Annotated in this window: 9 protein-coding genes; 2 read left to right on the top strand and 7 right to left on the bottom strand. The window is 54.9% G+C overall.

What is annotated here, in order from left to right; genetic code table 11:
- Window positions 1-2,759: 2,759 nt before the first annotated feature.
- Both QE396_RS23375 and sopA read right to left on the bottom strand, forming a co-directional pair.
- On the bottom strand, window positions 2,760-3,719 hold the full coding sequence (locus QE396_RS23375; RefSeq protein WP_185791761.1) for a ParB/RepB/Spo0J family plasmid partition protein: 960 nt from the start codon (window positions 3,717-3,719) through the stop codon (window positions 2,760-2,762).
- Window positions 3,719-4,885: a plasmid-partitioning protein SopA gene (gene sopA / locus QE396_RS23370; RefSeq protein WP_104440593.1), complete on the bottom strand. Its 1,167-nt coding sequence runs from the start codon at window positions 4,883-4,885 to the stop codon at window positions 3,719-3,721. Before sopA ends, QE396_RS23375 begins: the two co-directional genes overlap by 1 nt.
- Window positions 4,886-5,746: 861 nt before the next feature.
- Here sopA and QE396_RS23365 point away from each other — a divergent pair.
- Complete coding sequence (locus QE396_RS23365) at window positions 5,747-6,763, top strand: RepB family plasmid replication initiator protein (protein WP_086463268.1); 1,017 nt, start codon at window positions 5,747-5,749, stop codon at window positions 6,761-6,763.
- 678 nt (window positions 6,764-7,441) lie between these two features.
- On the opposite strand, the gene puuE is transcribed toward QE396_RS23365, so the two are convergent.
- The 5 genes from puuE to puuD all read right to left on the bottom strand — a co-directional run bounded on the left by puuE (window position 7,442) and on the right by puuD (window position 13,007).
- Window positions 7,442-8,713 carry a 4-aminobutyrate transaminase gene (gene puuE / locus QE396_RS23360; RefSeq protein WP_104440591.1) on the bottom strand — a complete coding sequence of 424 codons (1,272 nt, stop codon included), beginning with the start codon at window positions 8,711-8,713 and terminating at the stop codon, window positions 7,442-7,444.
- Between the two features lie 25 nt (window positions 8,714-8,738).
- A complete protein-coding gene (locus QE396_RS23355) occupies window positions 8,739-10,019 on the bottom strand; it encodes an FAD-binding oxidoreductase (RefSeq protein WP_086463270.1) in 1,281 nt (426 codons plus the stop codon).
- The gene (gene puuC, locus QE396_RS23350) at window positions 10,016-11,509 is read right to left on the bottom strand and encodes an aldehyde dehydrogenase PuuC (protein ID WP_185791760.1); all 1,494 of its coding nucleotides are present in this window, start codon (window positions 11,507-11,509) and stop codon (window positions 10,016-10,018) included. The genes QE396_RS23355 and puuC overlap by 4 nt, the downstream gene beginning before the upstream one ends.
- A gap of 150 nt (window positions 11,510-11,659) precedes the next feature.
- On the bottom strand, window positions 11,660-12,217 hold the full coding sequence (gene puuR, locus QE396_RS23345) for an HTH-type transcriptional regulator PuuR (protein ID WP_086463272.1): 558 nt from the start codon (window positions 12,215-12,217) through the stop codon (window positions 11,660-11,662).
- Window positions 12,218-12,242: 25 nt separating this feature from the next.
- On the bottom strand, window positions 12,243-13,007 hold the full coding sequence (puuD, locus tag QE396_RS23340) for a gamma-glutamyl-gamma-aminobutyrate hydrolase (protein WP_185791759.1): 765 nt from the start codon (window positions 13,005-13,007) through the stop codon (window positions 12,243-12,245).
- A gap of 212 nt (window positions 13,008-13,219) precedes the next feature.
- On the opposite strand from puuD, the gene QE396_RS23335 reads away from it, so the two are divergent.
- A complete protein-coding gene (locus tag QE396_RS23335) occupies window positions 13,220-14,638 on the top strand; it encodes a glutamine synthetase family protein (protein ID WP_104440588.1) in 1,419 nt (472 codons plus the stop codon).
- The last annotated feature ends 295 nt before the right edge of the window (window positions 14,639-14,933 follow it).

The following is a 14,933-nucleotide window of genomic DNA, read 5'->3' as shown; positions in this document are numbered from 1 at the left end:
TGAGCCGGGCGCGCCGCATTGCGACAACCAGAAGCCAGTGCAGACAAAACGCGAGTCCTGAACCGTTGCGTAAGGTATTTGGCCAGCTCTAAGGCTGCCACCACTGTCTCTGATGAAAAAACACACATCAATAGTATAAAATTCAACAAGATACAATCGATGGCAGGTCGTAAGGCCCGGGTGACGTACAACAACGCACCCGATTTTTAAATTTCGGGCTGTAAAATACAGCAGGTGAGAGAACGTCTGTGGCTCACCTGCCCTTTTTCCAGAGAAAAGGACTGGCACTGACTATAAGATGTGAGCGGTCCATTGATGGCCGAACGGTTAGCGCATTCGAACACGCCACGCCGACCCGCCCAAAAGTTATTGCTCACTCCGGGACCACGGTCCCAACACATTCCCCTTCGTATTGGCGCAAGACGTAGCACGCAGGCGACAGTGAGCGGCCTGCCCCTGACAGGCAGTGATGTCTCATTATTCAGCTGATATTTCCCGATCGGGACCATGGTCCCGGTCAGTGCCCCCTTTTTTAAAGGTCATGCCTGTACCGACCCGGACAGGGCCAGGCTGGGCATGACATGCAGCACGGCCCCCTCTTTCAGCCTCAGACTTTATGGCTGGGACCGTGGTCCCGGCCATAAAGTCTGTTTTAAGGTAATGCCTTTAACAACCCGGACAGGGTCAGTCTGGATATATCAGGCGGCCGAACCCTTCTCTTCCAGCCCCAGACTTCCCGACTGGGACCACGGTCCCGGTCGGTATCCTTTACTTTCTTCTCAGGTTAACGCCAGGTTCAGACGATCCTGTTGGGTCAATACAGGCGGCGCGGGCCGCCTCTCTCAGTCTGAGATTTCCGGAGCGAGACCATGGTCCCAGGTCATGACCTTTACGTTTAAGTAAGGGTGAACGTATTCTTCAGACTGTCCTTTGGGATCAAACAGGTTGCGTTGAGTTGCTTGGTCAACATGAGATGTCATGATCGGGACCACGGTCCCAGTCCGTGTCCTTACTTTAACGCTATGCATGTATCCGGTCCGGACAGACCAGTCTGGGTATGACAGGCAACGATAACGTCTCTTTCAGCGTGTGATTTCCCCGTCGGGACCATGGTCCCAATGGTCCCAGCCAGTGCTCTAATCTTTTGTTAATGTAAAATACCCGACCCGGACAGGCAGGTCTGTCCGTTGCAGGCAGTGCTGCACCCTCACTCAGGGTGAGACCTCCTGGACGGGACAAGGGTCCAGGGGTTTCTTCTCACCGTCCCGGACACTGCCCATCCCGTGTATCCCCTGCCATTATCCTTTGCTCAGGGAAGAGATTGTCTTTGCGATGAACACCATAAGGTTCTGAATGGAAGCGTTTGGAGTCATACCCTTTCCACAATTGCCTCAGACTGCAGGATCATTCCTCTGCAACCAGGATCCATCATCTGAATGTTTCTCTCGTGTGGGACCGTGGTCCCGGTAGCTGATTCAGACAGTCTCCACAAGAGCCCGTCCCATTAGCCACTCGCACGCATACAGTGTTAAACAGTTAAATTTGCCGGGACCATGGTCCCACATGAATGTCCGGGTATGGAACAGTGAGTGGACGAAGTCACGGTCTGAATAACGGTGGGACCGTGGTCCCACCTTCGCCATGACACCCCGTATAAGCAGCGGTCGGGTCTTGTGCATCCACGAAACGGACAAGACATTCACGTTCTTCATCGACGACGGTTCTACGAACAGGAAGGTTTCTCGAAGGGTACCCGGGCCTGAAACGAATCATAAAAATTCCCCGGTTGTCGCAATACGGTACAACGCCGGGTATGCCTGCAGGCGGCACGGAACACAGATTTTTTACCGCGCATTGCGGCAGTCCTGGTTCAGGCGCACATTCAGCTCACGCAAGGAGATCAACCGGGACCATGGTCCCACCTGAACGGTACTGGCCAGAACCACTTGTCGTATGCAGGAAAAAAGCATGTATTTGCCTGAGCCGTCTGGCGTCCGGTAACAGTATGGGTTCTGCCGGGTCTGTATGTCCCGCACGGCATTGCTGGCAGGATGTACAGCAATAAACACAGGGCGGAAACATCGTGCCCACAAGAGCACCGGGACCGTGGTCCCACCGTGAAAATGCGCCGCACAAGTGTATCAAGAATAAGGAAGCAGACAGCGAGGCGAAGAAGAAGTGATCTCCACCCATACCGCGTAATGGGAGTAGGTTAAGAATAAATCGCCATGGTGCATGTTTTTGTTTCAGCAAGCTGTCAGGATTCGGTAATGGGACCGTGGTCCCGGTCTGACCCGATGAACCCGTCAACTGAGGCAGGAAGGGAATAAACGGCATCATGTGTCAGACTGCCGCCAGGCGTTACCATGATGAGGGTGATGTCTTATTCCTGCCCGGGATGGCTGTGAAAATGTCATAGCTGCCGGGCAGGGCAATTGTGAATAGCCTGAAGGATAAACCGATGCCGGCTGGGACCACGGTACCGGTAAACGCATATCCGTCATCATTCCAGAGCAAGCCCGCATATAACACTATGAAGGCGCTGATGTTTTGTTATGTTTATGAGATGAACGTAAAGATTAAAAGGCTGGCAGGGAAGGGAACGACAGCGTAGTTCAGTAGCGATGGGGCAGAGAAGGGGGCAACGTGGGACCGTGGTCCCATCCTTGCCCTGTAACCACAGCCGGTCTCGAAAAGCGCCTGGCGTTAACAGAGGCAAAAAAAAGGAGCCCGTCGGGGCTCCTGATGAAAACAGGCGTTCAGTCTTTCAGCTTACTGAGCAGCGCTTCAATCTGATCAATGACCTGGGCGGGCAGGAGAGAACGATCCAGCTGAAAGACCACCTTGTCTCCTTTATAGATAGCCGTAGCCCCTTTCACAATCTGCTTTTTTGTGGACAGGGCTGAACGTCTGACAGGGTCACGTGTAAGAGCACCGTTCAGCAACTGGATCACTTCATCCGCTTCAAAGATAACGCCGGCCGTTTTACGGTCGGCCAGCTGGCGCACCTGCTGCAACAACAGGTCCTCTTTCTCACTGAAACTTTTATGCAGGGCCTCACCCGCACGGGCAGAGAGTTCCCCGGGATGAGAGAAGAGGGCGATCAACTCTTTCGGTAATTTTGCCGTATTCATGCAGCGGGAGATGATTTTACGTGAAATATTTTCCGCCTCGGCCAGAGCAGAAATGTTGCCACCAAATTCATCTGCCAGGCGCGCAGCATAACGTTTGCCACGCTCATAAGCGCTCGTCGGACGGTAGTCATTGCCCAGTTTACAGAGCGCATCCATTTGCTCATCATCGAGGTCGCCTACCAGAACACGATAGTCACTCGACGTTAAAATCGCCGTTTTACGGCGGCGGCTACCGTCGGCAACTTCAATGCCTTCCGCCACGCGACGGCCGAACGCCGGGTTCTGCTGACCGGTCAGGAGAAAAGAGGGAATAAGATCGTCGAGCGACTCTTCCGTCAGCAAATCCTGATCTCGTTCATTACCCGCCCAGACCCGGGTAGCGCTTTCAACCGAATTGCCGGGAACGGTTTCCAGCGTAAATTTTACGTCCCGGCCGCAGACCGGGATGACGATGGAGTTGCCCCGAGCCATCGCGCCGACGCGTGCAATCAGGGAGTCCACCATCGGTGCTGCAGGCGCCTGTTCGGTTTCAACAGGGGTGGCTGCAGGAACGGTTGTTTTACGGATCACCGGTGCACGCTTCATTATCTCATCTCCCAACGAGGCTTAATCAGACGATCAAAAATTTCATTACAGACTGGCTCCCAGATAGCCAGTGCATTACGCCAGGCGCCGGTAGAAGAACGCTGATCGATCGCCTGTTCAAATACCGTACGCATGCGGATCTGACCTTTCCCGACTTCATCCGTCTCTCTGACCACATTCTTCAGAACCATACCGCCCCAGGCATCACGGATCTGTTCTTCCATCCACGGAGACTGCGAGCCGTTGTTATTACTGTATTTTGTCAGCAGGATACGCACATCGGGTTCAAAACCTTTCAGATCCACATTTTTCAGCAGATCGCGCAACATATCAAAGAACTGCAGGGCAGAGGTGTAATCAAACAGTTCGGCCGGCGTCGGGACGATCAGAACATCCGCTGCACAGACCACATTGATCGTACCGATACCCAGGTTCGGTGCACTGTCAATCACGATCACATCATAATCGTGTGCCACCGTTTCTATGGCCAGACGAAGCATCAGGTGCGGATCTGTAGGGAGTTTACCTTCGTCATATCGGCCCATCAGTTCAGTTTCGATACGGTGAAGGGCCAGACAGGAAGGAATAATATCCAGCCCCGGCCAGCAGGTGGGTTTAACAGCATAACTGGCATCATCCCGCTCACCCAGATAGAAAGGCAACAGCGTATCTTCAGCATGAATATGAAGATCGGGTACCCAGCCATGGTACATTGAGGCCGTACCCTGCGGATCGTTACCTTCCACCAGCAGAACACGCAGGCCTTTCAGGGCCAGATCCTGGGCGAGGTGCACGGAAACGGACGTTTTATAAACGCCACCTTTATGGGCTGCCACCCCAATGACCGGAGGAAAGGTTTCTTCTGAACGACGCAGTCGTGTGCCAAAAACATCACGCATATGGTTGATCTGCTCGATCGTGTACCCGACACGCTGCTCGACCCGTCCACGTGTTTCCATATCAGGGTGGGGGAGGCGTCCTGCTTTCTCAGCATCGCGAATGGCCTGAGAAGACACCCCCACCAGATCGGCAGCTTCCCCGATACGCCAGCGACGGGTTATTTTTCTGGCTTCCGGACTGTCATCGTTGAATTGCGCGACAGCAATCGCTTTTGTCATTTCGTGACCAGCAGAAATACACTGGTTCAGAGTATCCATAAGTCCCATTCTGAACATCCTTTAATCATTGCTTTGCATCATTTTATTAAATCTTGAAGAATAATGCAAAGCAACAGTTTATGTGCAAACCCTCAATAAAATTGCAAAGCTGATGCTTTAATGCAAAGTTGATCGCATTTTGTTCACCATACCGCATCTTTTTCTCTGGTGCTCATGCCTGTGTCATCATTTTACATACCGTAGTGAATAAAAAAGGATGCTTCCTTTATTGCGAAGTGTGGCGTGATTCACTTTAGTGACTGCGGTATGAGCAGAACAGCGGTGTCTGGCGTGGATATTGATGGTCTTTTCATCCGTTCATGACTGCGGCATGCAAATTTGTATTGTTAGCTTGCAGGAAAGGTAATGGCTTTATTGACTGTGGTATGCATTCAGAACGCGATCAGCCGTTATGAAGGTCATGACGCTGCATACCGCAGTGAAGGGTTTATAGAGCAATATCAGCTAATACAGGCAGTTATAAAAACACTGCTGGTTTCATTGACTACGGTATGGAGAGTACAGCACTGCAGAATGCAGGTGTGTCAGGTGGGAAGGTGCTGAGTGCGCAGAGATGATCGACAGAAGATCTGTTGTGGGTGAGTGAGTTATGCTGTTTTCTACAGGGACGATCCAATAAGAGATCCCTATAGAGATCCTATAGAGATCCCAAAGAGATCCCCGCTTCGCTGCAGGCCGCGCCGTTACTGGTCCAGGTAAGGATCGATCTTTACTGAAGGATGTATTATATTGACTGTAGGGTGCGATTACTAATACTGTGATATGCAAACACATTTACTGGGGTATGGATTTCCATTGACTGCGCTATGTAATGGGCCCTTCTCATGTGGATAACTCCTGGAATAACAAATGAAGAGTGAAAAGAAGGACTTACCCCTTAATCTTGAGGAAGTTGATAAGTCGTCCGGCGAAGTTGTTAACCTGGATGTCAACAGCACCAGCACGGTTCAGCCCGTGGCGCTCATGCGTCTCGGCCTTTTTGTTCCTACACTCAAGTCCACAGGGAAAAGTAAAGCTAACCGCAAAAACGTCACTGACGCCACGGATGAACTGATACAGCTCTCTGTGGCCCGCAGTGAAGGGTATACGGACGTTAAGATCACCGGATCCCGTCTGGACATGGACACCGACTTTAAGGTCTGGCTCGGGATCATCCGCTCCATGTCCGAATATGGCGTCAAAAAAGACACGCTCGAACTGTCGTTTGTTGAGTTCGTCAAAATGTGTGGATTCGATTCTCGTCGCTCTAACAAGAAGATGCGCGATCGAATCAGTAACTCCCTTTTTAAACTCGCGTCCGTGACACTCAAATTTCAGAGCGAGACGAAAGGGTGGACCACCCACCTGGTGCAATCCGCGTTCTACGATATTAATGAAGACGTCATTGAGATTAAAGCAGAACCTAAGCTGTTTGAGCTCTACCACATGGACAGACGCGTTCTGTTGCGTCTGAAGGCCATTGATGCCCTACAGCGTAAAGAATCTGCTCAGGCGCTTTACACGTTCATTGAGAGCCTTCCTCAGAACCCTGCGCCCATTTCAATGAAGCGTATGCGCGATCGGCTTAATCTCACCTCAAATGTCTATACGCAGAACCATACCGTTCGTAAAGCCATGGAACAGCTCAAGGATATCGGCTACCTCGATTATACGGAGTTTAAGCGCGGACGGTCTTCCTACTTCAGCGTCCACTATCGTAATCCTAAGCTTATCAGCAGCCCAGCGAAAACCATTAAGAAAGAAGACGTGCCTGCCGGGAATGAGACAGAACAGAATTACGAAGAAGTGATAAAGGCTCTCCAGGCGGCCGGTATCGATCCGAAAAAACTGGCAGATGTCCTCGCCAATATGAAACCCGAAAATTGACTGCAGTATGGAAATCATGACTGCGGTATGCCGGAAATAAACCATTGACTGCGGTATGCAGATCCATCCGCGAAATGTGCACAGGATCTCATGGATAACCCGTCTGCTGCGCATACCGCAGTCAATGCGATCCTGGTTGTGTCTGAAATGCCTCCCTTCTCGATCCCTTTAAAATATTGACTGCGGCATGAGCCCCCCTCTCAGACCCCTCATATCTTGACTGAGGTATGCGCCAAGTCCTTGATATACAGCTTGCATTGACTGCGGTATGTGAAAATGCATATCGCAGTCAAGATACTCGTACCAGCCAAAAGGATCCTTTTTGGATCGCAGGCAGGGCAGGGCATACCGCTGCGGGGATCGGATTGAGTCCCTCATTGAGCTTCAGGTTTGTGGAGGAGGCGGGTGACTGCGCGCTGCCCCTTACGACAGGGCAGTCCCGGTTGAAGACCGGGCAAAGATGAGCGATGGGGGCGTAGCGGCGGAAAGGACGTCGCGAGCAGCTTCTGCCAGGTGAAGAGATCACCGCGTGTTGCCTGCGGGAGGGGTAATGCGGGCCTCACACAACGCGAAAGGCGGTTCTGACGACGTCAGGCAGGCAATGCGCGTGGCCGGCTAAAGCCGGCCTGTCTGCCCGTCCCGCAAGGGGCGTTACGCGGGACAGGCTGCGGTGGGCGCTTACGCCTTCTCACTCATCACCTGTTGCAGGATAGCCAGCGCGTGACTGAACTGGACATCCGGGATGGTCAGCGGATACAGGAAGCGGATAACGTTTCCGTACTGACCGCAGATTAACAACAGAAGACCGTGCGCGAGAGCCTTTTGCTGGATCGCCTGCGCTATTGCTGCCGACGGTTCACGGCTGACGGGATCGAAAAACTCCGCCGCAATCATCGACCCCATCCCCCTTACCGCCACGAGAGCAGGATAGCCTCGCTGGATCTCCTCAAGCGTGGCGCTCAGACGCTCGCCCAGATGATGCGCACGGGCACACAGGGACTCGTTGTCGATAATCGCCAGTACGGCGTGTGCAGCCGCCACCGCAAGCGGGTTGCCCGCATAAGTGCCGCCCAGTCCACCCGGTGCCGGCGCGTCCATGATCTCAGCACGCCCCACCACGCCAGATAGCGGCATTCCGCCAGCCAGGCTTTTGGCCATGGTCATTAAATCCGGCTTGTCGTCATAGTGTTCCATGGCAAACAGTTTACCGGTACGGGCGAAGCCGCTCTGTACCTCGTCAGCAATCATGACGATCCCGTGTGTATCGCAGATGCGGCGGATGGCTGCAACCAGTTCTTTCGGTGCCACGTTGAATCCGCCTTCGCCCTGCACGGGTTCAAAAATGATCGCCGCCACCTGTTTCGCCTCAATATCCGCCTTGAACAGACGTTCCAGGGCCGTCACGGCATCCTGTGTCGTGATGCCGTGCAGTTCAGAGGGATACGGTACGTGATAGACCGAGCCGGGGAAGGGGCCAAATCCCTGCTTATACGGGGCGACCTTACCGGTTAATGCCATGGTCATGTAGGTACGGCCGTGAAAGCCGCCCCCGAAGGCAATCACCCCGGGTCGACCGGTGTGGGCGCGAGCGATTTTTATGGCGTTTTCCACCGCTTCCGCCCCCGTCGTGAAGAACGCCGTCTTCGCCGGACCCGGCACCGGGGCCAGCTCGTTCAGTTTTTCCGCTAAGGAAACGTAGCTCTCATACGGCACAATCTGGTAGGCCGTATGGGTGAACTGGTGCAGCTGTTTTTCCACCGCCGCCACCAGCGCCGGGTGACGATGCCCGGTATTCAGGACCGCGATCCCGGCGGCAAAATCAATATACTCATTCCCTTCCACGTCGGTGAGCGTGGCGTTCTCCGCGGTCCGGGCAAAAAAATTACACATCACGCCCACGCCGCGCGGGGTGGCCGAAAGTCTGCGCTGATGAAATGCATTGTTGCTCATGTCAGATACCCTTTAGTCAAAATGATCACACGCCAAGACGATCGCGCAGGCTGTAATACGCCGCGCCCATCGCCGTAAATGGAATTCGCAGACTGCGGCCGCCCGGGAAGGGGTAGTGCGGCAGGTTCGCAAAGGCATCAAATCGCTCGGCGTCACCGCGCAGCAATTCTGAAATCAGCCGTCCGGCAAGGTGGGTGCAGGTCACGCCGTGGCCGCTGTAACCCTGCATGTAGTAAATGTTCTTATCCAGGCGACCAAACTGCGGCATCCGTGACAGCGTCAGCAGGAAGTTACCGGTCCAGCGATAGTCAATTTTTACCCCTTCCAGCTGAGGGAAGGTTTTCAGCAATTTTGGCATCACCAGCCGTTCAACATCCTCCGGATCACGCGCGCCATACACCACGCCGCCGCCGTAAAGTAAACGGTTGTCAGCGGTAAGACGGTAATAATCCAGCAGGTAGTTACAGTCTTCCACACAGTAGTTGCGCGGGATCAGCGAGCGGGCCAGGTCGTCGGACAGCGGCGCGGTCGTGACCACCTGGGTCCCGCAGGGCATGCTGCGTTTTGCCAGTTCCGGCTCAACCTTGTCACCCAGATAGGCATTGCCGGCAACGATCACATAGCGGGCGGTGACCTGGCCGTGTCGGGTGCTCACCACGGCCGGCGTGGTGTGCTGAATGGCGGTGACCGGTGACTGTTCATACACCCGGCCCCCGTTAAGCCGGATGGCGTCGGCTTCACCGATGGCCAGATTCAGGGGATGAATGTGACCGCCGCTGCGATCGAGCAACGCGCCGGTATAGCGTTCGCTGTCGACTTCCCGGCGGATCTCACTCGCGTCCAGCAACTCCAGCTGCGTATGGCCATAGCGTTCCCAGTTTGCTTTTTGCTCCTCCAGCGTCTCCAGTTGCTTATGATTCAGCGCGACAAAGAGTCCACCGGGGCGGTAGTCGCACGGGATCTGATAGCGCTGAATACGCTCCCGGATGATGTCTCCCCCTTCAAACATCATACTGCCGAGCATCCTGGCGGTATCGGGGCCGTAGTTTTTCTCAATGACATCAATATCGCGGCTGTAAGAGTTAACCAGCTGCCCGCCGTTGCGCCCGCTGGCACCAAAACCAATGCGTGCGCCTTCAAGCAGCACCACGTCATAACCCATCTCGGCAAGGTGCAGGGCAGAAGAGAGACCGGTATAGCCGCCGCCCACCACACACACGTCACAACTGATGGATTCCTTCAGCGTCGGGAACGGTGCATAGGTATTCGCGCTGGCCGCGTAGTAACTGGTGGTATGTTCGGTCATGGTTGAGACTCCAGAGCTATCCAGATGGTTTTCAGTTCGGTGAATTTTTCCAGGGCATGCAGGGATTTATCGCGACCGTTGCCACTCTGCTTATACCCGCCAAAGGGGACGGTCATGTCCCCGTCGTTATAGTTATTCACAAAGACTGAGCCCGCCTTCAGGCGGCGACTCATGCGGTGGGCGCGGGACAGATCGCGGGTCCATACCGCCGCACCCAGCCCGTATTCACTGTCGTTTGCCAGCGCTAACGCATCCTCTTCACGTTTAAAACGGGTGACGACCAGAACCGGTCCGAAGATCTCTTCCCGGCAGAGCGGGGAGGCAGGATCGATGTCAACAAAAATGGTGGGACCTACGGCGGCCGGCCAGGGCTGTTCCCGCCCGTCCAGCAGCAGAGTGCCCTGACGGGTTCCCTCACGAATGAAGGTGTGCACGGTATCGGCATGCGCATTGTCGATGAGCATGCCCATCGTGGTATCAGGATCGAGCGGGTCACCCGGTTGCCAGTGACGGGCCTGGGCTTGCAGCCGGGTCAGAAAGTCATCGGCGATGCTGTCCTCCAGCAGCAGGCGGGTACCCGCGATACACACCTGCCCCTGGTTATAAAAAATCCCGGCAGCGGTCGCGCTCACGGCCTTGTCCAGATCCGGACAGTCGGCAAAGATGATGTTGGCACTCTTGCCCCCCGCCTCGAGCCAGACGCGCTTCATGTTGCTTTCCCCGGCATCCTTCAGTAACTGCTTACCGGTGCGGGTAGAACCAGTAAAGGTCAGCACCTCGACGTCCGGATGCCGCGCCAGCGCCTCACCCGCTTCGTGCCCGTAACCGCTTATCACGTTCAGCACACCGTCCGGCAGACCCGCCTCTTTCGCCAGCCCGGCCAGCCGCAGGGCGGTAAGCGGCGATTTTTCCGACGGTTTTAATACCACGCTGTTACCCGCGACCAGCGCCGGTCCCAGCTTCCAGCAGGCCAGCAGAAGCGGGAAGTTCCAGGGGACGATAGCCGCGACGACACCGACCGGCTCCCGCACGATCATCGCCAGTTCACCCGGACCCGTGGGGGCGACTTCGCCGTACACTTTATCCGCCGCTTCGGCGTACCATCTGATGGCGCGTGCGGCACCGGGAATATCGTCGCGCAGACTGTGTCGGATGGGTTTACCGGTATCCAGGGTTTCCAGCAAGGCCAGCTCCTCACGATGCTGCTCCATCAGATCGGCGAGCGTGTTCAGCACCGCCTTTCGCTGTGCCGGCGTCGCCTGTGACCAGTCACCACGGTCAAATACGTCTCGTGCGGCCTGCACGGCACGATCAACGTCCGTTTTTTTACCCCGGGCCACGTTAGCCAGCGTCTGCTGCGCGCCCGGATCGACGGTTTCAAAGGTCGAACGATCGGCGGCATCGCAATAGAAACCGTTAATAAATAACCGGGTCTCAATGGCGAGCTTTTTGGCTTTTTCCTGCCAGTACGTCAGGTGCTGAAAATGCATATTCACTCCTTTTTTCGCAATCAGATAAATACAGGCACGACAGTTTTCAGGCGATACGAGGCCGTGAGGCATCCCGGGGATGAACCCGTAAAATGCCGTTAAAGCGCGTCTGTCAGTAGCGTCCCGGCAAGAGCCGGGACTGAACGATAATCAGAAAGTGGTGGGGGTGTGGGCGCTGATAATGCGGCAAATACCGGCCGAGGTGTTGCTGAAGCTGTGCGGGATGCCGGTATTAATGGCATAGCTCTGCCCTGCAACAAGGTGATAGGGCTGGCCATTGATGGTCAGCAGAATTTCACCTTCCAGTATCGTACCGATCTCCTCACCCTGATGTTTGATCCTCTCCCCGGTTGTGGTGCCAGGCTGGTAAGTTTCAAAAATCATCGCCAGCGTACGGTTCGGATTTCCGTTATGAACCAGCTTCATCGAAACCCCCTGACTGCCTATTTCGATAAGATCATCCTGATTAATGACCACCTGCGGTTCATCAGGTTTTTCCGGTTCCGAAAAGAATTCCGAGAGCGACAGCCCATAGACTTTCAGCAGCTTCTGCAGCGTACTGATGGCAGGACTGACTTTATCCTGCTCGATGGTGCTGATGGCACTGTGTGTTAACCCAGACAGTTCGGCGGCACGCCGCTGCGAGAGACCCAGCTGCTGGCGGATCTCAGACAGACGTTTCCCTGGCGCCAGTCCGTCATCGCTCATAGTTGCATTTCCTTAACGGTAGTGGTCAAAGCCGTTGCTTCTCGGCGATGTGGCTTTGACAGGCGGTGATAAAACCTTCAAACAACATACGTGACAGGGCGTACTCACTGCTGTTCCATTCGGGATGCCATTGCACACCGAGGGCGAAAGGGTGGTCATGCACGCTGACCGCTTCGACCAGCCCGTCTGTCGAACGGGCCTCCACGCGTAGCCGTGGTCCCAACGTTCGTGCACCTTGCCCGTGTAACGAGTTTACCCAAAATGTGTTACAGCCTGGTATTAATAGAGACAGCAGTCCTCCCTCCTGAACCTGCACTTCATGAGACGGGGCGTATTGTAGCTCAACCGGCAGCTCAGGATCTTCCCGGTGCTCAAGCAGATCGTTCTGCTCGAACAGGCGACGATACAGCGTCCCTCCTGTGGCAACAACCAGTTCCTGCAGCCCCCGACAGATGGCGAAAATGGGGATGCGCCTTTCGAGCGCGGCGGCAATCAGCGCCAGGCTCAGAAGATCACGCCCGGGATCGGCGTCAGGCTCATCGCCGTTTTCACCATACAGGTGCGGCTGCACATTACTGGGGCTGCCCGGCAGGTAAATCCCGTCCAGGGTGGGCAGCAGCGCGGCAAGCAGATCGGGTTCCGCCAGTGCATGGGGTAACGCGATCGGCAATCCGCCCGCGTTGATAATGGCATTCAGGTACTTTTCTTGCAGGGTCTGGGTCTCATGACCCTTAAGCCTGTTTCGACACATCACCACGCCAATGACTGGCTTGTTCATTATATTTTCCATGATCGCCCTCACAAAGTGGACTAAATTTAGGCCAGTTTCACCTGTAAAACGGCCTTTTCGTTCAATATTTTCTCAATCTAGCAACGGGATCTGCCTTTTGCAAACTTAATTTAACATTTGACAAACAATTTGTTTGCATACAAATTCGATAGGGTGGACATTATATTTGACAGTCCTGGCAGCGAACGCAAATCCAAACACGGTGGTAAATCATGGAAACCAATATCGTAGAAGTTGAGAACTTTGTTCAACACACGGAGGAGAGGCGGGGCAGCGCCTTTTCGCAGGAAGTGAAGCGCTATATAGACCAGTATCCGAACACCCAGTTTATTGATGTCCTTCTGACCGATCTGAACGGCTGTTTTCGCGGCAAACGTATTCCGGTAGCCGGACTGAGCAAGCTCGAAAAAGGGTGCTATTTCCCGGCATCGGTTTTCGCCATGGACATTCTGGGTAACGTGGTGGAAGAGGCCGGGCTGGGGCAGGAACTCGGTGAGCCGGACTGCGTCTGTGTACCGGTGCCAGGTACCCTGACACCATCCGCCGCCGATCCGGAATACATTGGTCAGGTGCAGCTCACCATGGTCGATGAAGATGGCGCTCCCTTTGACGTTGAGCCGCGGAATGTTCTCAACCGACTCTGGCAGCAGCTGCGCCAGCGCGGTCTGTTCCCCGTGGTAGCGGTAGAGCTGGAGTTCTATTTACTTGACCGCAATCGCGATGCCGACGGCTACCTGCAGCCACCCTGCGCGCCGGGTACCGACGTGCGCAACACGCAAAGCCAGGTCTACTCGGTCGATAATCTTAACCACTTTGCTGACGTGCTGAATGACATCGACGAACTGGCGCAACTGCAGCTGATCCCCGCCGATGGCGCCGTCGCAGAGGCCTCGCCGGGCCAGTTTGAGATCAACCTGCACCATACGGAAAACGTGCTGGATGCCTGTGATGATGCGCTGGCATTAAAACGTCTCGTTCGTCAGATGGCAGAAAAGCATAAGATGCATGCCACCTTTATGGCAAAGCCGTATGAAGAGCATGCGGGGAGCGGGATGCACATCCACATCAGCATGCAAAACAACAAAGGCGAAAACGTGTTCGCGGATGCCAGTGGTGAGGATTCTGCGCTCTTAAAGCGCACCCTTGCCGGGATGATCGACCTGATGCCGGCGTCCATGGCGCTGCTGGCACCGAACGTCAACTCGTACCGCCGTTTTCAGCCGGGGATGTACGTGCCGACGCAGGCGTCATGGGGACACAATAACCGCACGGTTGCCCTGCGTATCCCCTGCGGCGATCGCCATAACCATCGGGTCGAATACCGGGTGGCGGGGGCAGACGCGAATCCGTATCTGGTCATGGCAGCGATTTTTGCCGGCATTCTGCACGGGCTGGATAACGACTTACCCCTGCAGGACGAAGTCGAGGGTAACGGGCTGGAGCAGGACGGACTGCCGTTCCCGATCCGTCAGAGCGATGCGCTGTGGGCCTTTATGCAAAACGATCACCTTCGCGAGCGGCTGGGTGAACGGTTCTGTCATGTCTATCACGCCTGTAAGAACGATGAGTTGTTGCAGTTTGAACGCCTGATCACCGAAACAGAAATTGAGTGGATGTTGAAAAACGCCTGATCACGTGCCCCGTAAGGGGCCGCTTTGTTTCATCTCATACGCATCATCATACGGCCTGCGCGGAGCCTGGCCGAACTGTTTGCTGGCACGCCAGCACTTCCCGTGAGCCGCGTTATGGAGCGCAGGCGGCACAGGGATTCTCTTAACGACACTGTGTGACGAGGTAGGAAATGATACAGATGTTCAGCTATCCGCAGGGCGAAGGGGGCCACTCTGGCTGCCTGGGTGAACGCGAACCAGAGAGGGTACGCAGATTTGCTCACGTGTGTTCTTTGCCACTCCCCCCTTTGCTATG

Source organism: Enterobacter sp. SORGH_AS_0287 (genome assembly GCF_031453695.1).
GTDB lineage: Bacteria > Pseudomonadota > Gammaproteobacteria > Enterobacterales > Enterobacteriaceae > Enterobacter > Enterobacter ludwigii.
The sequence above is the reverse complement of the archived record's forward strand: the minus strand, read 5'-3'. Positions and strand labels throughout refer to the sequence as shown.

Coding starts and splice junctions, on each gene's coding strand:
- QE396_RS23375 (WP_185791761.1), bottom strand. CDS start 3,719: ATGAAGCGTGCACCGGTGATCCGTAAAACAACCGTTCCTGCAGCCACC.
- sopA (WP_104440593.1), bottom strand. CDS start 4,885: ATGGGACTTATGGATACTCTGAACCAGTGTATTTCTGCTGGTCACGAA.
- QE396_RS23365 (WP_086463268.1), top strand. CDS start 5,747: ATGAAGAGTGAAAAGAAGGACTTACCCCTTAATCTTGAGGAAGTTGAT.
- puuE (WP_104440591.1), bottom strand. CDS start 8,713: ATGAGCAACAATGCATTTCATCAGCGCAGACTTTCGGCCACCCCGCGC.
- QE396_RS23355 (WP_086463270.1), bottom strand. CDS start 10,019: ATGACCGAACATACCACCAGTTACTACGCGGCCAGCGCGAATACCTAT.
- puuC (WP_185791760.1), bottom strand. CDS start 11,509: ATGCATTTTCAGCACCTGACGTACTGGCAGGAAAAAGCCAAAAAGCTC.
- puuR (WP_086463272.1), bottom strand. CDS start 12,217: ATGAGCGATGACGGACTGGCGCCAGGGAAACGTCTGTCTGAGATCCGC.
- puuD (WP_185791759.1), bottom strand. CDS start 13,007: ATGGAAAATATAATGAACAAGCCAGTCATTGGCGTGGTGATGTGTCGA.
- QE396_RS23335 (WP_104440588.1), top strand. CDS start 13,220: ATGGAAACCAATATCGTAGAAGTTGAGAACTTTGTTCAACACACGGAG.